The sequence below is a fragment of the Pseudomonas sp. AL 58 genome, assembly GCF_036348395.1.
In the GTDB taxonomy this organism is placed as follows: Bacteria; Pseudomonadota; Gammaproteobacteria; order Pseudomonadales; family Pseudomonadaceae; genus Aquipseudomonas; species Aquipseudomonas defluvii.
Genome location: NZ_JAZBQR010000003.1, coordinates 17,066 through 36,050, shown reverse-complemented (window position 1 = coordinate 36,050; position 18,985 = coordinate 17,066). Strand labels below are relative to the sequence as shown.

Sequence of the window (18,985 nt, the reverse complement as noted above, 5' to 3'; positions counted from 1 at the left end):
ACCGAGCCGAGACACGCATGTTTGAACTTATCCACAACTGGCCCTTGCTGATCGGCACGACCCTGCTGCTGATCGACCTGCTGCTTTGGCGCGCGATTCCGGCGGAGCGGCGCAATGCGCGTACGGCGGCACGCTTGCTGGCGTTTCTGTTGTTCAGCTGGGTGTTGATCAGTGCAGGGATGAGCCCACTGCAACCGGCCCCTTGGGTTGAGGATGCACCGCGCAATTTACTGGCAACCGTGCTGGAGATCGTCTGGTGGCTGTTCGCCGCGCGTACGTTGACGGTGGTGCTCGGGTTGATGTTGATTGCTCGCAGCGGGCATACCGGCCGGCTGTTGCAGGATGTGCTGGGAGCGGTCATTTTCCTGATCGCTATCGTTGCGGCGGCGGCCTACGTCATGCAGTTGCCGGTCAAGGGCCTGCTGGCCACCTCGGGCGCCATGGCGATCATCGTCGGCCTGGCCTTGCAGAGCACCCTGAGCGATGTGTTCTCCGGCATTGTGCTGAACACCACACGGCCCTATCAAATCGATGACTGGATCTCGATCGACGGCACCGAAGGCAAGGTGCTGGATATCGACTGGCGCGCAACCCGTTTGCTCACGGCCAACGGCAGTATGGCGGTGATTCCGAACTCGGTGGCGGCCAAGGCCAAGCTGTTGAACTTCAGCCGCCCGAACGATGTTCACGGAGTATCGATCAGTGTCGTGGTGCCCTCGCAGATTCGCCCGCGACGCGTCCTCGATGCCTTGGAAAAGGCCCTGCAGGGCACCAGCGCCCTGCTCGCCATGCCCAAAGCCAAGGCCACGGTGAAGAGTGTCAGCCTGGAGTCGGTGGAGTACGAGGCCAGTGGTTTCGTCGCGGCCATGGACAAGAAAACCGACGTGCGCAATTACCTGTTCGACCTCGCCCACCGCCACCTGGAAGCCGCCGGGGTCAACTGGAACCCGGACGCCGTGCCCAAGCCCTGGAGCCGTCAGCGCAGTTTGCTGGAAGATGTGCGTATTTTTCGCTCGCTGAGTGATGACGAAAAGGACAGCCTGAGCCAACGCATGATGCCGGTTGAGTACCTGGCCGATCAGGTGATTCTGGGGCTCAATGAGGCCTCTGATTACCTGCTGGTGATCGGTACGGGGGTGGTCTCGGCGTCAATTCGCGACGGGGAGCGCAGTGTCGAAGCCGGACGGATGGGGCCGGGGGAAATTCTCGGTGCCGAGGGCCTGCTGGACGGTAACGACTCCAATGCGGAGTTCCGCAGCCTGACCAACTGCCTGCTCTACCGAATCGAGAAAGCCGCCGTACGCAGTTGCCTGGAGCAACGCGAAGAGGTGAAAAGCGCGCTGAGCAAGTTGCAGCGCCATCGTCAGCAAGCCAGCCAGTCGCTGTTGTTACAGCGACCGGCTGCGGTCAAGAAAGGCGGCTTCCTGAGCTGGCTAAAGCCGCACTAAAGCACGACTCGCAGGCACTGGCCGGCGTGGTACAGCGAGAACCCGGTCTCGTAGAAGCCGGTACGCAGCGAAGCGCCCGTCACCGGTTTCATCGGCGAGAATGGAATCGGCAGCTCGTCCGGGTTGTCCTTGAGCAGGTACTCGGCGAACGCCTTGCCAATCACTGTGCCGGTGGTGTTGCCACGCCCGTTGTAGCCGGTTACCGCCACAATGCCCGGGGCCGGCTCGAACAGCCGCATCAGGTGATCGGGGGTGAAGTCGATACAACCGGTCCAGTGCATTTCCCATTCAACCTTGCCCAGTTGCGGGAAGTAATGGCTCTGGATGCGGTCGGCCCAGCTGCGGATGAACCAGGTCGGTTTGTTGTCGACCCGCCCCAGGCTGCCCAGTAGCAGACGGCCCTGATCGTCACGACGAATGCTGCTGAGCACGGTGCGGGTATCCCAGGACCCCTGACCATGCTTGAGCACGTTGTCCGCTGCGGCACCGGTCAGCGGCACCGAGGCCACCTGATAGTAGTAACCACGGAAGAAGTTGCGCTGCAGGTCGGTCCAGTCACCTTCGGTGTAGGCACCGGTGGAGATGATGACCTTGTCGGCGCAGACCGAACCCTTGGCGGTCTTGACCCGCCAGGCGCTGCCTTCGCGCTCCAGCCCCTGAACTGCGGACTGCTGATGAATCTGCCCGCCCAGGCGCGCCACGGCAGCAGCCAGGCCACGGGTGTAACCCATCGGGTTGATGGTGCCGGCGCGGCGGTCGAGCAGCGCGGCGGAAATCTTGTCGGTACCGCAGTATTCCTGGCAACGAGCCCCGGTGAGCAGCTCGACGTCGGCACCACGGCGGCTCCATTGGGCATGCCGTGCCTCGAGATCGGCCACACCGTTGGCATTGTGTGCCATGTGCAGCGTGCCTTCGTTACGGGCCTGGCAATCGATGCCCAGACGCTTGATGGTGGCAAACACCTCGGCCGGCGCTTCACCGAGTACCTTGTTCAGGCGGCTGCCTTGGTGCTGGCCAAGGGTCGCTTCAACGTCATCCGGACGAATCCAGGTGCCTGCGTTGACCAGGCCAACGTTGCGTCCCGAGCCGCCGTGGCCGATCTTCCAGGCCTCCAGCAGCACCACGCGCTTGCCTTGCTCGAGCAAATGGATCGCAGCGGACAAACCTGTAATACCGCCGCCGATGATGCACACATCGGCCTTGATGTCCGCGCTCAACTCGGCAGACGGGGCCGCCGCCGGTGTAACGAACTCCCATAGACACTCTTGACGCAGGTCGGTCATGGTCGGCTCCGCTTTATTGATCTTTTTAGTCGGTGGAAACCCCATCGCCGGCAAGGCCTGCGCCCATTAGAGGCAGGCGTTACCGGCGACGAGGGCCTGAGTGGCTATCAGTCGAACACAATACCCTGCGCCAGCGGAAGCTCACGCGAGTAGTTCACGGTGTTGGTCTGACGACGCATGTAGGCCTTCCAGGAATCGGAACCCGACTCACGGCCACCGCCCGTTTCCTTTTCGCCACCGAAAGCGCCACCGATCTCTGCACCGCTGGTGCCGATGTTGACGTTGGCGATGCCGCAGTCACTGCCGGCTGCACTCTGGAAGCGCTCGGCTTCACGCAGGTCGGTGGTGAAGATGCACGAGGACAGGCCTTGTGGCACTTCGTTGTTCAGGCGCAGGGCTTCTTCGAACTCGTCGTAGGCCAGCACATACAGAATCGGCGCGAACGTTTCGTGACGCACGACTTCACTCTGGGCCGGCATTTCGACAATGGCCGGGGCCACGTAGTAGGCGTTCGGGTAGTCCTGCTGCAGTTGGCGCTCGCCGCCAAATACCGTGCCGCCTTCGTCGCGGGCACGGGCCAGGGCGTCCTGCATGGCCTGGAAGGATTGCTTGTCGATCAGCGGGCCTACCAGGTTGTCCTTGCGTGGGTCGCCGATACGTACCTTGCCGTAGGCGGCTTTGACGCGTGCGACCACCTCGTCCTTGATCGAGCGGTGCACGATCAGGCGGCGCAGGGTGGTGCAACGCTGGCCGGCAGTACCAACGGCGCTGAACAGGATGCCGCGCACAGCCAGGTCCAGGTCGGCGCTTGGCGCCAGGATCATGGCGTTGTTGCCGCCCAGCTCGAGGATGCTGCGACCGAAACGCGCGGCCACACGTGGGCCGACTTCGCGGCCCATGCGGGTGCTGCCGGTAGCGCTGACCAAGGGTACGCGTGGGTCGTCGACCAGTACCTGGCCCGCTTCACGGTCACCAACGATCAACTGGCTGAGGCCTTCCGGTGCATCGCCGAAGGCTTTCAGGGCTTTCTCGAACAGGGCCTGGCAAGCCAAGGCCGTCAGCGGCGTCTTCTCCGACGGTTTCCAGACTACGGCGTTACCGCAGACCAGGGCCAGCGCAGTGTTCCACGCCCAGACTGCAACCGGGAAGTTGAACGCGCTGATCACGCCGACCACACCCAGCGGGTGCCAGGTTTCACGCATATGGTGGCCTGGGCGTTCGGATGCGATGGTCAAACCGTACAGCTGACGCGACAGGCCAACAGCGAAGTCGCAGATGTCGATCATTTCCTGTACTTCACCCAGACCTTCCTGGGTGATCTTGCCCGCTTCGACAGACACCAGTTCGCCGAGCTGCGCCTTGTGCTCACGCAGCACTTCGCCGAACAGACGAATCAACTCGCCACGGCGTGGCGCTGGGACATTGCGCCAGGCCTGGAAGGCTTTTTCAGCCTGGTCGATCTTGCCCACGACCTGGGCTTTGCTCTCCAGGTGGACCGAGGCAATGACGCTGCCATCGATGGGGGTGTGAATGGGATGGTTGCCATTGGTGTAGGCACTGGCCGGTACACCCAGGCGATCAAGCAGTCCATCAACCATTTTTGTTCTCCTGCATACGATGAGTAGTTGATTTCAATGACGGAGGTCAGTATTAATCCGATCACTCTGGCACAACAAACGACCTTTACTCAGCACATCATTCCGCCAGGTAATGATTAACGAGAACACCATGTCCAAACGCCTCGTGCCCTCGATGGCCGCCCTGCAATGCTTCGAAGCTGCCGCCCGTCATTTGAGCTTTACCCGCGCGGCCGAAGAGCTGCACCTGACCCAAAGCGCCGTCAGCAAACAGGTGGCGCAGTTGGAGGACATGCTGCGCCATCACCTGTTCCTGCGTATACGGCGACGTCTGCAATTGACGCCGGCCGGCGCGCTGTACCTGGCCGAAGTGAACAAGATCCTCACCCAGGTCGACATGTCGAGCCGCTACATCCTCTCCTATGGCGAACAGACCGAGGTGCTCAAGGTCGCCACCCAGCCAAGTTTCGGCGTGCGCTGGCTGATCCCGAACCTGAAGGGCTTTGGCAAACGCCACCCGAACATTCACCTGGATATCCGCAACGAGATGGAGCCCTTTGCCCTGCTTCAGGGTAATGCCGATGTGGTGTTTTTCTTTGGCCAGGGCACATGGCCCGGCGCAACCTGTATCGAACTGTTCGGCGAAGAGATGGTGCCGGTCTGCTCGCCAGAGCTGTTGCAAGGGCGCACCCTGAACGATGCCAGTGAAGTGGCCGACCTGGTGCTGCTGCAAGCCACCTCGCGCCCCGAAGCCTGGCACGAGTGGTTCCTTGAGCAGGACCTGCACTCGGCGAACAGCTATCACGGGCCGCGCTTCGATACGTTCTACATGTGCCTGAGTGCCGCCCAGGCTGGTTGTGGCGTGGCGTTGGTGCCACGCTATCTGGTGGCTCAGGAGCTGGCCGAGGGCAAGCTGGTCGTCCCTTGGCAGCACGCGATGAAAAGCAACGGCGCGTATTTCCTGGCGTTCTCCGAACATGCTGCAGAAGTGCCCAAGGTACGCAGCCTGGTGGAGTGGATTCGCGAACACGTGTGAGCGCCAACGCTTCCTGAATTTCAGGAATGATGGCTCGACTTTTTTTCGCTTGTGTCGGAACAGCATTCCTCGCTTTCATGTAAGCCTGCACTTTTCACCAGGAAGCTTTCGATGACCGCTCAAGATTTCGTCAGCCCGGATAGTATTCGCGCACAGTTCTCGGCCGCCATGTCGCAGATGTACAAACAGGAGGTGCCGCTGTACGGCACACTGCTGGAGTTGGTGAGCGAGACCAATCACCAGGTGATGCAACAGCATCCCGACATCGCCGAAGCCCTGCGCTGGACCGGCGAAATCGAACGCCTCGACCAGGAGCGCCACGGCGCCATCCGCGTGGGCACGGCTGAAGAGCTGGCCACCATTGGTCGCCTGTTCGCAGTCATGGGCATGCAGCCGGTGGGCTACTACGACCTCAGCCCTGCCGGTGTGCCAGTGCATTCCACAGCCTTTCGGGCCGTCCACGAACAGTCGCTGCATATCAGCCCGTTCCGCGTCTTTACCTCGCTGCTGCGCCTGGAACTGATCGACAACCCGCAGTTGCGCGAACTGGCCCGCGGCATCCTCGCCAAACGGCAGATCTTCACCCCGCGAGCGCTGAGCCTGATCGAGCAGTTCGAGCGTGATGGCGGCCTGAACGACGTCGATGCCCGTGAATTCGTCGAGCAGGCACTGCATACCTTCCGTTGGCACAACACCGCCACGGTCACCGCCGAGCAGTACCGTCAGTTGCATGATCAACACCGTTTGATAGCTGATGTGGTGGCCTTCAAAGGCCCGCACATCAACCACCTGACGCCGCGCACACTGGACATCGACGCCATTCAGGTCGGCATGCCGGCCAAGGGCATTCCACCCAAGGCGGTCATCGAAGGCCCACCACGCCGGCGTTGCCCGATCCTGCTGCGCCAGACCAGCTTCAAGGCACTTCAGGAGCAGGTTGCCTTCAGTGATCAGGACGCCACGGCAGGTGGCAGCCATACCGCCCGCTTCGGTGAAATTGAACAACGCGGCGCCGCACTGACGCCCAAAGGGCGCGCACTGTATGACCGCCTGCTCGATGCCACACGCGAAAGCCTAGGTGGTGTCCCCGCAGAAGCGAACGCTGAGCGCTACATGAGCCTGTTGGCAGAACAGTTCCAGGCCTTCCCGGACGATCTGGGGCAAATGCGTCAACAAGGCCTGGCCTACTTCCGCTACTTCCCGACTGAAAAGGGCATGGCCGCACGTGATGCCGCGCAACGACCGACCTCGCTGGACGCGCTGATTGACGCTGGGCACATTCACTTTGAAGCGCTGGTCTACGAGGACTTTCTGCCGGTCAGTGCCGCAGGCATCTTCCAGTCCAACCTGGGTGATGACAGCCATAGCCAGTACGGCAGCAACGCCAACCGCGAGGCGTTCGAGCAGGCACTGGGCAAGTCGGTCCAGGATGAATTGGCGCTGTACGCACAGAGTGAGCGTCGCTCGCTGCAAGCCTGCGCCGAGGCGTTGAACCTGGCCTCGTTGTAAACCGCTGAGCGGCTTTGCCTACCCCCACGAAGATCGCCTACTTGCACCCTTCGTGGGGGCAGGCTTGCCAGCGATACGGGTCAGCCTGGATGCGTCGCCTCAAGCGCATTCAGTACCTGCACTTCCGGCAAGTTCATGACCTGGGCTTCATGTTGCAGAAAGTCGCTGAGCCGTCGTAGCCGCTCGCCACCGGGACGGGTCTTCGGCCATACCAGGTAGTAATCCAGACCACTGGCCACCGCCGTCGGCCAGGGCAAGCTCAAACGCCCCTGGGCCACATCCTCGGCCACCATCAGCAGGTCGCCCATCGATACGCCATAACCACGCGCCGCAGCGATCATGCCCAACTCCAGTGTGTCGAACACCTGACCGCCCTTGAGTGAGATCTGCTCGGTGAGGTGCATGCAGGCCAGCCAACTGCGCCAGTCGCGTTTGTCCGGGGTCGGGTGCAACAGCTCTACCGACGCCAGCCGTTCAGCGTCCCAAGGGCCGTCATTGAGCAGCTCTGGCGAACCGACCGGTACCAGCAGCTCGGAGAACAGACGGTTGACCTCCCAGTCCGGGGGAAAATGACCATCACTCAACAGCACCGCACAATCGAACGGCTCCTGATTGAAATCCACATGATCGACATCCATCCAGGCGCTGGTCAGTTGCACCTCGTTGCCGGGCTGTAAATGACGGAAGCGGCTCAGACGAGCCAGTAGCCAGCGCATGGTGAGGGTTGATGGCGCTTTCATGCGCAGGATGTCGTCTTCACTGCGCAGCGTGTTGCAAGCCCGCTCCAGTGCAGCGAAACCCTCACGCACGCCGGGCAACAACAAGCGGGCGGCTTCACTCAGCTGCAACGTTCGGCCATTGCGTAAAAACAGTCGACAAGCGAAGTGATCCTCCAGCGTACGAATGTGCCGGCTGACGGCACTCTGGGTAATCGAGAGCTCCTGTGCCGCCCGGGTGAACGAGCTGTGCCGGGCGGCTGCCTCGAATGCCCGTAGTGCATACAGCGGCGGTAAACGACGTGACATGACCCTGCTCCCGACAACACCCCGATACGTGATGAGCGATCTTACTCGCATGAGTTTTAATCATGCCAATGATCGTTATTATCCTTTTGTGCAGCATCGTCCAAAGCACGAGAATCAATGGCTTCACCTTACCTTGCCCGAGAACAGGACGATCATCATGCAAGCCGTGCCATCTAAAGAACTCAAGGCGTTGCTGCGCCTGGCCGGGCCGCTGATCGCCTCTCAGTTGGCACACATGCTGATGCTGCTGACCGACACCCTGATGATGGCCAGGATCAGCCCGCAGGCCTTGGCCGGGGGCGGGCTGGGTGCCGCGAGCTATTCCTTCGTGTCGATTTTCTGCCTGGGGGTGATTGCCGCTGTCGGCACGTTAGTCGCGATTCGCAAGGGTGCTGGCGATACCGAAGGTGCCACGCGCCTGACCCAGGCGGGCTTGTGGCTGGGTTGGGTGATGGCACTGGTTGCCGCATTGGTGCTGTGGAACCTGTCGCCGGTGCTGTTGCTGCTCGGCCAGACACCAGACAACGTCGAGGCCTCCAGCCAGTTCCTGCTGTTGTTGCCCTTCGCCCTGCCCGGCTACCTGACCTTTATGGCCTTGCGCGGTTTCACCAGTGCGTTGGGGCGCTCGGCGCCGGTGATGGTCATCAGCCTGGTCGGTACCGTGCTCAACTTCCTGCTCAACTATGCGCTGATCGAAGGCCTGTTCGGCCTGCCAAAACTCGGGCTGGTAGGGATCGGGCTGGTCACGGCCATCGTCGCCACCGGTATGGCGGTGGCGCTGGCCCTGCATATTCATTGGCACCCAGCCTATGACGCCTATGCCATCCGCCACCGGTTGAGCCGGCCATCCTGGCCAGCCTTGAGCGAGTTGTGGCGGCTTGGCCTGCCGATTGGCGGCACCTACACGGTAGAAGTCGGGCTGTTCGCCTTTGCGGCGCTGTGCATGGGCACCATGGGCAGTACCGAGCTGGCAGCACACCAGATTGCCCTGCAGATCGTTTCAACAGCGTTCATGATCCCGGCAGGGCTGTCCTATGCAGTGACCATGCGGGTCGGCCTGCATTTTGGTGCCGATAACCTGCATGCTGCGCGGCATGCCGGGCGAGTCGGGATCGGATTTGGCGCCTCGCTGATGCTGGCGTTTGCAGTGTTGTTCTGGCTGCTGCCAGAAGCCTTGGTCGGGCTGTTCCTCGACCAGGGTGATCCGGCGTTCGCTGAAGTCATTCAATTGGCGGTCAGCCTGCTGATGGTTGCCGCCTGGTTCGAGCTGTTCGATGGCACCCAGACCATTGCCATGGGCTCAATCCGCGGCCTGAAGGACGCCAAGACCACCTTCCTGATTGGCTTTGTCTGCTATTGGCTGATTGGTGCACCTGCCGCCTGGGTTTTCGCTTTCCCGCTCGACGGCGGAGCCGTCGGTGTCTGGTGGGGCCTGGCATTGGGGTTGGCATGCGCCGCAATCTGCCTGACCCTGGCATTCGAGTGGCGGATGAAATGCATGCTGGGGGTACCAGTGGAAACCCGACTTGCCAGTGGTGCAGGCGCTGTATAAACAGGCAACCTCATGCAGGGCAATACTCAGGCTTCGTGCTCGCCTTCAATCGCCTGGGCCTGAATTGCCGCTTTGCCATGTATGGCCGAATAAGTGCACAGTTGCTGCAGGCGCCGCTCTAGCTCCATCAGCAGCCGATTACGCGTGCTCAGTACTTCGCTCTTGTTGAAGAAACCGGGCTCAACCGTATAGATGTTGAACATCTGATTGATCTCCGCCGGGGCAGCAATGATGAAATTCTCAGCGGAGCTGTGGTTGTAGAGCGCAACCATTTCCCCGGTCTGGCTCTGCGCCGCTCGAACAAACAGCATGGTAATGTCCTGGCCTTCGCGTATCCGCACGGCCTTGTCAGCGAACTGGAAGCAGGCCTCTTTTCCATCGCGCAACTTCACCCAGAACTCGTGCTCTTGTACGTTGCGGCTGCTGACGTAGGACGATGACGAGCTACTCCCGGTCGAGCCGTAGCCATTAATGAGATAACCACCGCTGGAGTGATGCGAGTGGCCAGCGGCCAAGTGCACCTGGTTACGCTTCTGGGTGTCCAGTACCTGCCCGGTCACGACGAAGAAGTAGAACTGGCGCCCATAGTGGTTGAACGGTTCGTCGATGAAGTTCACATCTTCGGGTGACAGGCTGATGTCGTACATGGTCCGGATCATTTCATCGCGGGCGGCTTTGTCGTGCTTGGCCTGCTCCTGAAGTTCGGCGCGCCGAACCTTGGCATCATCAATGGCCTTGAGTGCTTGAGCCTTCAGCACCGGTGTTTTTTCCTGAGCATAGGCCGCAGCCTTTTCACCGGCTTCTTTCAGCACCGGCGCGGCCTTCTGCCCTGCTTCAACGGCGAGGTCCTTGGCTTTGTTCAGTGCCTGAGCAGCCTTGGCGGCCAATTCAGGGTTGGCGTTGACAGCTTTTTGCTTCAGCTCATCCCAGAGACTCATCGTCTATCCCTTTTTAATGCTGCATCAATGAAAAGGCCATCTACAGACGACCTGACAATCGGAAAACCGTAACCGTCAACCAGAGGGTATGCCGGGCAGTCTACAGGCACTTATGGACCGCGGCGATCCACGCCACACGATCACGCTAGCACACTGCCGGGATGCGCCAGGCCGCGAAAAACGTGCCCTCCAGCGTGAAATCACCCATTAGACAAGCCAATAGCACTTTGCCACCCATTTGAATTGACGGCGTGTCGAGTTTGCCGTTAGTGTGGCTGCACTTTTTGAGTGCCATCAATGGGGCACTCAAATACTTATGGATGAGTGATCAAGGTAGGGATGATGCGCGGAGTACTGCTACGTAGCGGCAAAAGTGAAGATTTCACCGCACTAGGAGAAACAGGCCAACCGGTGTACCGGGCAGCGCTGCAATTGCGCGAGGCTATCCGCCGCAAGAACCCCGACCAACCTGAACTGGTCGAGCACCTCGCCATTCCGCAAACCGACGAGCGCGGCAGTACCATCGATTGGTACAGCGATCGGCCGGGTGATGTAATCCCCTGGAGCAGCGCAACCGAAGAAGAACGGGCACCCGCCCGTGCTCAACTGGAAGTGCTGCAACGCAAGATCGATGAGCTCAGCAATGACCTGCTGGGCCTGGATGCCAACGGTCAGCCGCTTCCCGGTAGCAAGCCAGGCGCTCAGGGTGATCGGACGGTGTTCGGCAAGCTGCTGACCTGCGTGGTGCCATTTCCCGACGAGAATTTCGTGTACCTGGTTGATGGTCGGCCAGTCCTGACGTTCTGGGGCTTCGTCCACGCGGGTGCCGAGCGCAGCCGCCAGCCACTGCATTGCCTCTACCCAAGCACAGCCAAAGTTGCCGAGCCGGCACCACCAGCACCGGTCGCACCGCTGGCGGCACCCGCCGCAGCACCATTGCTCAGCCAGGCAACCAAGCCATCCTGGTGGCGCCGCTGGTGGTGGTTACTGCCGTTGTTGCTGTTGCTCCTGCTGTTACTGCTGTTTGGCCTGCGTGGCTGCCTGCCCAACGCTGCACTGCCAGGCTTGCCAGGTATGCCGCAGGTTGAAGTACCGTCTATGAATGTGCCCTCCTTGAATGGGCAACCCGGCGTCACCCTGCCCGGCGGCGCAGTCTCAGCGGGTAACGGGCTGAACGTTTCTGGCAGCACAGTGGGCATGCCAAATACCGCGCCAGGCAGCGTAGCTGCACCAGCCAATGAAGGTGCCGGTACAGGCTCCGCCGCCAACACCGCGCCGGAGCCCACCACTGCGCCACCAGCAGCGCCGGACGAGGCATCTACCGGTGCGGCACAAACGCCGCCCGCAAGCGCAGGGGCACCCGCCAACGCCCCATCGACACAACTACCGGCGCTTGCGGAAGGCACCCAGCCTTCGCCGCTACTGAGTATTCCTGCAGATGCCGCAGACGGTACGGCCAACTTCCTCAACGGCGACTGGAGCGGTGCCGGCATCCAGGAAGTCGGCACCGGTAAGCCGCTGCGTCTGAAATATGACTTCCAGGACGGCAAAGGTAACGCCACGGTCAGCCGCTCTGACGGCGTGCGTTGCAGCGCTCCGGTGGTCGCGGCAATGAACGGCGGCAATCTGTCGATCAATAGCGATGGTCAGGCCGCCTGTGCCGATGGCAGCAGCTATGACCTGCCCCAAGTGAACTGTAAACCAGGCGCCCAGCACATCGCCGACTGCAGCGGTAGCTACGGCACCGAAGCGTTCCCGATGCTGATGAAGCAAGCCGGCCAATAACACGAGAAGCGCAGAAGATGTTGCCTGAAATCACCCAGTTCGAAGAAACGGTCACGCTGATCAGCGATACCGGCATTCAGTTTATGGACTTCGCCCTGCGCCTGGGCCCAGATGGCGAGCAAGCCGGCAAATTCGTGCAGCTCAACAACGGTCTGGTACCTACGCGCCTGTTGTGGTCCAAGGAATACAAGGATTTCTACGAACCGGAGCCCGACAAAGTCGTGCCGGTAGAGTTCGACTCCAGCGAAGACAACCACTTCCGACTGAGCATGGAAGAAAGCCTGAAGCTGTTTGACGGCATCTGGCTGCCCATTCCGTTTCTGCGCTTCATGCCGCCCTATCGCTTCGACGAGGGGCCGAACAACTGGTCGCGGATGCGCCTGATCAAACTGGCCGAGCCCGATATTGACGGCAATACGCACCGTCTCACGCTAGCCTTTGACAGCCGTATCATGCCGTCCGTCAGCGGCACCGCCTACCTGGCGCCAAACGAAGAAGACGTGCGCTCTGGTGTAGCCTTCAAGATCGCCTGCAGCGCCCGCGAGTACGGCTGGTTCCTGACTCACAGCTGGATCCGCGAGTGGCTCAGTGAGCTGTATGCCGAAGCCCGTGCAGACTGGACCCGCGAGCGCCTGGACAAAGACCTCAAGGGCAACCGCCACCTCGGGCATTACCTGAACCTGCTGAGCCTGCTGCGCCGCCCGACACCTGCAGAGCAGAGCACAGAAAAGCCCAAGGTCGAAATCCCCGAGATCAAGGTCGTCGCCAATGACGCCTTGGGCGTTGTGCGCCCGATTCCGGTGGACCTGGTGCTGGACGTCGGCAACTCACGCACCTGCGGCATTCTGATCGAAGATCATGGCCAGTCGGGTTCGGGCATGAAGCACAACTATGTGCTGGAGCTGCGCGACCTCAGTGAGCCCGAGAAGATCTACAACCAGGCCTTTGAGAGCCGCGTCGAATTTGCCCAGGCCTATTTCGGCAAGGACCATTTCTCGGTCAAGAGCGGCCGTCACAATGCCTTCCAGTGGGCCACGATTGCCCGTGTCGGCGGCGAGGCCGGACGCTTGGCCAGCCGCCGTCGCGGCACCGAAGGTTCCACCGGCCTGTCCAGCCCGAAACGTTACCTGTGGGATGAGAAGGCCTATGGTCATGGCTGGCGCTTCAACGCTTCGTATGTCAAAACCGACAAGGAGCCGCTGGCGACCGCCGCACCTTTCTCGCACTTGATCAACGACCTCGGCCAGGCGCTGTACCTGCCGCCAAAGAACGACATGCCGGTGTTCACACCGCGCTATTCCCGCAGCAGCCTGATGACGTTCATGCTGGCCGAAGTGGTCACCCAGGCGCTGTCGCAGATCAACAGCCCGGCCCAGCGTTCACGCCAGGGCCATGCGCGGGTACCGCGCCAGCTCAATAGCATCACCCTCACCGTACCGCCAGGCATGCCGCAGGCCGAACGCAGCATCCTCAACAACCGTATGAACGAGGCCGTCGGCCTGGTGTGGAAGAGTCTTGGCTGGCATGAGGGCGAGAGCAACCCGTTCAAGGACAAGTCGGTCAAGCCGCTCACACCGCTGCCGAGCATTCGCGTTGAATGGGACGAGGCCAGCTGCGGGCAACTGGTGTACCTGTACAACGAGGTCAACGAGAACTTCGCCGGGCACCCGGAAGAGTTTTTCGCCGCCCTGGCGCGCCCGGACAAAAGTGAAACCGAGCAGATCACCCTGGCCACCATCGACATTGGTGGCGGCACCACGGATCTGGTGATCACCGACTACCACCTGGACCGTGGCAGCAACGGCGGCACAGGCAGTAACGTACACATTGTGCCCAGCCAGCGCTTCCGCGACGGATTCAAGATCGCGGGCGACGACATCCTCCTGGACGTCATTCAAGAGTTCATCCTGCCCAGTTTCAAGCAGGCGCTGCAGAACGCCGGGGTATATGCCCCGGATGCCCTGATGTCGCGCCTGTGCGGCAACGGCGATGCCAGCGCCCAGGAGCGGATTCTGCGTCAGCAGCTCAACCTGCAGGTGTTCATGCCGCTGGGTCTGGCGTTGCTCAAAGCCTATGAGCAGTACGACCCCGAAACCCCAGTGGAGGTTGTTGAGCGCTCATGGCAAGAAGTACTGGGCGATGCTGTTGTCAACGACAGCGTGCTGGAGTACGTGTATGCCGCCGTGCGCCGTGATGTTGGCCGTGACGGCACCCTGGACCTGCTGAAAACCCCTATCGCTTTTGACCTCGAACAGGTACATACGGCGTTCCTCGGTGGCCAGATCAACATCACCAAGATCCTCGCCGAACTGTGCGAAGTGATTTTCCACTACCCCTGTGACGCACTGTTGCTGACCGGCCGCCCGTCGCGCCTGCCGGGCATTCAAGCCTTCATTCGCCAGCGCTTGCCACTGCCACCGGGGCGCATTCTGCCACTGCAGAACTACCGTACTGGTGGTTGGTACCCGTTCCACAAAAACGGCCTGATCGACGACCCGAAAAGTACCGCCTCGGTGGGAGCAATGATCTGCCTGCTGTGCTCCAAGCACAGTGTGCCGAACTTCTACTTCCGCACGGCAGCACTCAAACCGTACTCGACCATCAAGCACTTCGGCCAGATTGATAACGCCGGCACTATCAAACATGGTGACGTGCTCTACCACAACCTGACCTCCGACAAAGGCCGCATTCAACTGCCAATCGTGGGCGAAGGTGAACAACGCGGTACGCCGTGGCTGGAAATGCGCGGCGACATGCACCTGGGTTACCGCCAACTGGCCGCCGAGCGCTGGTCCGCATCGCCACTCTACACGCTGCGTTTTACCGCCAGAGGCAGTCGTAACTTCTCAAGCGCCATCGGCAAGGGCGGTGAAACGCCGGTGCTGCGCATTCGTCTGGCCGTGGACGAGCCTTCGGACCAACTGCTGGAGCAGGGCCTGATCAGCGACAAGCTGGTCATCGCTGAGCTGCAATCGAATATCCAGGATGCCGATTTCGATTTTGAAAGGGATCTTGAGCTCTCACTCAATACCATGCCGACCATGAGCCTGAGTGACAGTGACTATTGGCTCGACAGCGGGAACGTCAAAGGAAAATGAGCAATCTAACGCCAAAGCAACAGCAGCTGATGGGTGCCTGGGGTGCCGTTCACAAAGGTGCGAACGAAGCGCTGGAGTGGATTCAACAGGTGCGCGGCAACGCCGCCAGCGTAGAGGCCGAGGGCGATGCCCTCAACCTCCGGCTGCACCAGGCACGCAACCGAGCCAAAGACCTGCAGCGCGCCGCCGGCACACCGATGGTGATCGGTTTCTTCGGCCTGTCTCAGGCCGGCAAGTCGTACCTGATTTCCGCCTTGGCAGCCGACAGCCGTGGCCGCCTGGAAACCGACTTCGGCGGCAAGACCCTTGATTTCATCGAGCACGTAAACCCCACTGGCCTCGGCAAAGAGGCTACAGGGCTTGTGACACGCTTCAGTCGCTGGGCCAAACCAAGCCCCGATGCCAATTTTCCGGTAGAACTGAAGCTGTTCAGTGAAATCGAAGTGGCTAAGATTCTGGCTAACGCCTGGTTCGAGGACTTTGACCAGGAAAAGCTCGACTACACCTTCACTGACGCCCGCATTCAGGATGTGCTCAAGGCTTTCGAAGGCCAGGAGCATGAACAGGTACAACCTGGGGTCACCGCCGACGATGTAGTGGCCCTGTGGGACTACCTGAAAGGCAACTACGAAAAGTCCGTGCGCAAGCTCAGTGAGCTTTACTGGCCGCGCGTAATGAAATTGGCACCACGGTTGAACTACCGTCAGCGGGCCAAGCTGTTTTCTGTGCTATGGGGCGAGCAACACCTGCTCACCGAGGTCTACGAACAACTGGTCGGTGGCCTGCACAAAATGGGCTTCCCCGAGACCGTGTTCGCACCCTTGAGCGTACTGGTGAAAGACGACAACGGCGTCTACACCCAAGCCAACAGCATCATGAACGTCGATATCCTCGGGCGTCTGGGCACCAATCGCGACCTGCCGGTGAACGTGTTGCCATTGTGCGACGGCAAACTGCAGAGCAGCGTGGGCCTGAGCATCGCCCAACTCGCCGCACTGACTGCTGAGATGACCTTCCGTCTGATCAATCGTCCGCAAGACCCGGTCGTAGAGGAAGTCGATTTGCTCGACTTCCCAGGCTATCGCACCCGGCAGAAACTGCTGCGCATCGAGGATGCGGCCGACCCGGATGCAGTCGAGCAAGTCAATCCGGCCTCGACCCTGATCCTGCGGGGCAAGGTCGCCTACCTGTTTGAGCGCTACACCGACTCGCAACAAATGAATGCCCTGGTGCTCTGCACCAGCTCGTTCAAGCAAAGCGAAGTGGTCAGTGTTGGTCCAGTGCTCACCCGCTGGATTCACCGCACCCAGGGCCGCACGCCGAAAGAGCGCGGCCAGCGTGAGCCAGGCCTGATCTGGGCCCTGACCATGCTCGACGGTTTCATCAGCAACACACTCGGCCTGAGCGAAGGGCAACTGCCCGAAGGCTGCGAGAACATGATGAAACTGACGATGATCGAGCGTTTCGGCACCCAGGAGTGGATGAAGGACTGGGCAAGTACTCCGTTCAACAACACCTATCTGGTACGCAAGCCTCGCCTGGACACGGCCTTTATCGAGCGTGACGCTGGCACCGGCGAAGAAACCGCATTCACTGATCGACATACGCAGCGCCTGGAACAATTGGGCCAGTGCTTCGCCGCCAGCCCTTCTGTGCAGCGTCATGTGAAAGACCCAGGCACCGCCTGGAAAGCCATGCTCGAGCTCAATGATGGCGGCATCAGCCGTTTCAGCAGCAGCTTCAAGGGCGTTGCCAACATCGACTTCAAGCTCACCCGGATCGAAGAGCAACTGGAAGAGTGCCGTACAGAGCTGCTTGAAAACGGCCTGTACGCCTGGCGTGAAGAAGACTTTGAGAAAGTGCTGGAGAAGAAGCGCGAAAAGGCGCAGATGCTCCTCAACCAGTTGGGCGCTGATCCCGATGTATTGGGCGAGTTGATCCATGAGCTCCAACTGCCGGTCGACGAATTGCGCGAGCTGTACCTGGGCGGTGTGTATGACATCGACGGGTTGGACGACGATGCAGAACAAGAGCCGGAGCATAGCGCCAAGGCCCCGGCCAACAAGGCCCCTGCGATCAATTTTGGCAACCTGTTTGCCAACCCCGCCGCAGAGCCAGTAGCAGCGCCAGCGAAGCCGCTGACACGGCGACTCACCTCAGAGCAACGCTTTGCCCGGGCGGCCCTAAAAGCCTGGATCAAGCATATGCGCGAGCTCGGTTCACGCACACTGCTGCTCAACAGCCTGCGGTTGAACAAAAGCGTGGTCGACAGCCTCACCGAGGAGCTGATCAGCGCCGTGCGTAGCCCGAGCTTCCTCACAGAATTGGACGAAGCCGTGACCCGTCGCGCCCAAAGCGGCACCCGCCGCGATCAGATGGTGCAGCGTCAGGTGTTGGCCGTGCAGTTGGTAATGCGCGACTTCATCTCCTGGTTCGGCCTGCTGAGCAAACCCGTAAGCGCACGCCCCAACAGCCTGTTGGGTGCTCGCGAGCCGTTGTTCAGTTTCTACCGCTCGGTGGCTGTTGGCGAACTGCCCGTGCTGCCTGAACAGCCCTCGCATCAAGAGCAGCTTTATTTGGTGGATTGGTTGTCGGGGCTGGCCTGGCTTACCCAGGAAAACGCCAAGAGTGGCGCCGACCCCGAAATTACCACCGAGCAGCGACGCCAACTGGCCGTCCTGCTGAACACATTTGAAGCGAGTTAATCCATGGGTATCAGAGTTGACGTGCTGTCACTGAGCAGCAACGTTCCAGGCCACGCGCGCGTTCGAGTCAGTGGCTGGAGCGAAACCACCGACAACCTCGAGTTTTCGGTACAAAGCAGCCAAAGCCAACATTTCCTGCAGAAGGAAGCACAGTGGAGTAGCAGCCCCTACTGGTTCCAAATTACTCAGTTGGAAACCGTAGACGACGCACAAGCCTTCGAGACCCGAATTGGGCCGGAGCTACTCGACCCCTTGCTGGAACTCAGCAACAACGCCATGTTCCGCATTGAACTGAAGGGCTCGGGCCTGAGCGAGGAAACCGTACTGCGGCTGGCCAAGGACCTGCAGCATTCGTTGTCGCAAGGGAGCACCCCGACAAACGCAAACAGCGGCACGCTGGAGGTACCGGCAACTGCGCCGGTAGAGGAGCAGGCGCCGTCCCAGGCGACGACGGTCGCTCAGGCCGCCCCCCTGACAGAGCCTGAAGTGGTTACCCCGGCGCCAGCTCTGGCAGCCACAACGCCGACGAAAAAGAACCGCTGGCTGTTGCCAGTACTGCTATTGGTACTACTGGCAGCTATCGCGGCAGGCGCCTGGTGGTGGCTAAAACAGCAACCGGAACCTGCCGCACCCAAGCCTGCGGAGCCGGAAAAGCCTGCACAGGTCGAGCCCGCAGTAACCGCGCAGCCTTGCACGCTGGAAAGCATGAAGAGCCAGTCGGAACTGGCTTTCGTGCAGAGCTGCATCCAGCAGGCGCCGGACAGCACTGCGCTGCTGGAAGTGATCAACGTCGCCAAGGCCAACAGCACGTGCGGCGTCGCCCAGCGCCTGTACGCCAACCGCGCTCAGGGCGGCGACGTCCAGATCGCCACAGCCTACGCCCACGAATATGACCCCAAATACCACCAGGCCAGCGAGTGCTTCAAAGCACCTGACAACGCCACTGCCGCCTACTGGTACGAGACCATCCTTAGCTTCGACGAGAACAATGCCGATGCCAAGGCGCGTCTTGAGGAGCTCAAACAATGA

The 18,985-nt window shown here is 60.8% G+C and carries 12 protein-coding genes; 8 read left to right on the top strand and 4 right to left on the bottom strand.

Annotation, left to right across the window (positions count from 1 at the left end; translation table 11 throughout):
- The first annotated feature begins 17 nt into the window (after positions 1-17).
- Positions 18-1,448 carry a mechanosensitive ion channel family protein gene (locus UIA24_RS03185; protein WP_330522173.1) on the top strand — a complete coding sequence of 477 codons (1,431 nt, stop codon included), beginning with the start codon at positions 18-20 and terminating at the stop codon, positions 1,446-1,448.
- On the opposite strand, the gene amaA is transcribed toward UIA24_RS03185, so the two are convergent.
- Both amaA and amaB read right to left on the bottom strand, forming a co-directional pair.
- Positions 1,445-2,731, bottom strand: coding sequence for an L-pipecolate oxidase (gene amaA / locus UIA24_RS03180; RefSeq protein WP_330522172.1), 1,287 nt, complete (start codon positions 2,729-2,731; stop codon positions 1,445-1,447). The two genes, UIA24_RS03185 and amaA, sit on opposite strands and share 4 nt — an antisense overlap.
- 107 nt (positions 2,732-2,838) lie before the next feature.
- On the bottom strand, positions 2,839-4,329 hold the full coding sequence (gene amaB, locus UIA24_RS03175; RefSeq protein WP_065759790.1) for an L-piperidine-6-carboxylate dehydrogenase: 1,491 nt from the start codon (positions 4,327-4,329) through the stop codon (positions 2,839-2,841).
- Between the two features lie 130 nt (positions 4,330-4,459).
- Here amaB and UIA24_RS03170 point away from each other — a divergent pair, with 130 nt between their 5' ends.
- Positions 4,460-5,344 carry a LysR substrate-binding domain-containing protein gene (locus UIA24_RS03170; protein WP_065759791.1) on the top strand — a complete coding sequence of 295 codons (885 nt, stop codon included), beginning with the start codon at positions 4,460-4,462 and terminating at the stop codon, positions 5,342-5,344.
- A 111-nt stretch (positions 5,345-5,455) separates the two neighbouring features.
- The gene (gene hglS / locus UIA24_RS03165; RefSeq protein WP_065759792.1) at positions 5,456-6,853 is read left to right on the top strand and encodes a 2-oxoadipate dioxygenase/decarboxylase HglS; all 1,398 of its coding nucleotides are present in this window, start codon (positions 5,456-5,458) and stop codon (positions 6,851-6,853) included.
- A gap of 80 nt (positions 6,854-6,933) precedes the next feature.
- Here hglS and UIA24_RS03160 read toward each other — a convergent pair whose 3' ends face one another.
- Positions 6,934-7,878, bottom strand: a complete 945-nt coding sequence (locus UIA24_RS03160; protein WP_330522171.1) for a LysR substrate-binding domain-containing protein — start codon at positions 7,876-7,878, stop codon at positions 6,934-6,936.
- 157 nt (positions 7,879-8,035) lie between these two features.
- Here UIA24_RS03160 and UIA24_RS03155 point away from each other — a divergent pair, with 157 nt between their 5' ends.
- Positions 8,036-9,430 carry a NorM family multidrug efflux MATE transporter gene (locus tag UIA24_RS03155; RefSeq protein ID WP_330522170.1) on the top strand — a complete coding sequence of 465 codons (1,395 nt, stop codon included), beginning with the start codon at positions 8,036-8,038 and terminating at the stop codon, positions 9,428-9,430.
- Positions 9,431-9,456: 26 nt separating this feature from the next.
- On the opposite strand, the gene UIA24_RS03150 is transcribed toward UIA24_RS03155, so the two are convergent.
- A complete protein-coding gene (locus tag UIA24_RS03150; RefSeq protein WP_065759795.1) occupies positions 9,457-10,368 on the bottom strand; it encodes a hypothetical protein in 912 nt (303 codons plus the stop codon).
- 342 nt (positions 10,369-10,710) lie between these two features.
- Between UIA24_RS03150 and UIA24_RS03145 the strand changes: the two genes are divergently transcribed.
- Genes UIA24_RS03145 through UIA24_RS03130 form a run of 4 tightly spaced genes read left to right on the top strand, consistent with a single transcriptional unit; the run spans position 10,711 to position 18,985 of the window.
- Positions 10,711-12,153 (top strand): SrfA family protein, encoded by a 1,443-nt coding sequence (locus tag UIA24_RS03145; protein WP_102053485.1) that lies wholly within the window; start codon positions 10,711-10,713, stop codon positions 12,151-12,153.
- Between the two features lie 17 nt (positions 12,154-12,170).
- Positions 12,171-15,251: a virulence factor SrfB gene (locus UIA24_RS03140; RefSeq protein ID WP_065759797.1), complete on the top strand. Its 3,081-nt coding sequence runs from the start codon at positions 12,171-12,173 to the stop codon at positions 15,249-15,251.
- A complete protein-coding gene (locus UIA24_RS03135) occupies positions 15,248-17,956 on the top strand; it encodes a putative virulence factor (protein ID WP_065759798.1) in 2,709 nt (902 codons plus the stop codon). The genes UIA24_RS03140 and UIA24_RS03135 overlap by 4 nt, the downstream gene beginning before the upstream one ends.
- 3 nt (positions 17,957-17,959) lie before the next feature.
- Positions 17,960-18,985 (top strand): hypothetical protein, encoded by a 1,026-nt coding sequence (locus UIA24_RS03130; RefSeq protein ID WP_330522169.1) that lies wholly within the window; start codon positions 17,960-17,962, stop codon positions 18,983-18,985.

What these genes read in the sequence shown, in the direction of transcription:
- UIA24_RS03130 (WP_330522169.1), top strand. Translation starts at nt 17,960, where the DNA reads ATGGGTATCAGAGTTGACGTGCTGTCACTGAGCAGCAACGTTCCAGGC.
- UIA24_RS03170 (WP_065759791.1), top strand. Translation starts at nt 4,460, where the DNA reads ATGTCCAAACGCCTCGTGCCCTCGATGGCCGCCCTGCAATGCTTCGAA.
- amaA (WP_330522172.1), bottom strand. Translation starts at nt 2,731, where the DNA reads ATGACCGACCTGCGTCAAGAGTGTCTATGGGAGTTCGTTACACCGGCG.
- amaB (WP_065759790.1), bottom strand. Translation starts at nt 4,329, where the DNA reads ATGGTTGATGGACTGCTTGATCGCCTGGGTGTACCGGCCAGTGCCTAC.
- UIA24_RS03145 (WP_102053485.1), top strand. Translation starts at nt 10,711, where the DNA reads ATGCGCGGAGTACTGCTACGTAGCGGCAAAAGTGAAGATTTCACCGCA.
- UIA24_RS03160 (WP_330522171.1), bottom strand. Translation starts at nt 7,878, where the DNA reads ATGTCACGTCGTTTACCGCCGCTGTATGCACTACGGGCATTCGAGGCA.
- UIA24_RS03185 (WP_330522173.1), top strand. Translation starts at nt 18, where the DNA reads ATGTTTGAACTTATCCACAACTGGCCCTTGCTGATCGGCACGACCCTG.
- UIA24_RS03150 (WP_065759795.1), bottom strand. Translation starts at nt 10,368, where the DNA reads ATGAGTCTCTGGGATGAGCTGAAGCAAAAAGCTGTCAACGCCAACCCT.
- UIA24_RS03140 (WP_065759797.1), top strand. Translation starts at nt 12,171, where the DNA reads ATGTTGCCTGAAATCACCCAGTTCGAAGAAACGGTCACGCTGATCAGC.
- UIA24_RS03155 (WP_330522170.1), top strand. Translation starts at nt 8,036, where the DNA reads ATGCAAGCCGTGCCATCTAAAGAACTCAAGGCGTTGCTGCGCCTGGCC.
- hglS (WP_065759792.1), top strand. Translation starts at nt 5,456, where the DNA reads ATGACCGCTCAAGATTTCGTCAGCCCGGATAGTATTCGCGCACAGTTC.
- UIA24_RS03135 (WP_065759798.1), top strand. Translation starts at nt 15,248, where the DNA reads ATGAGCAATCTAACGCCAAAGCAACAGCAGCTGATGGGTGCCTGGGGT.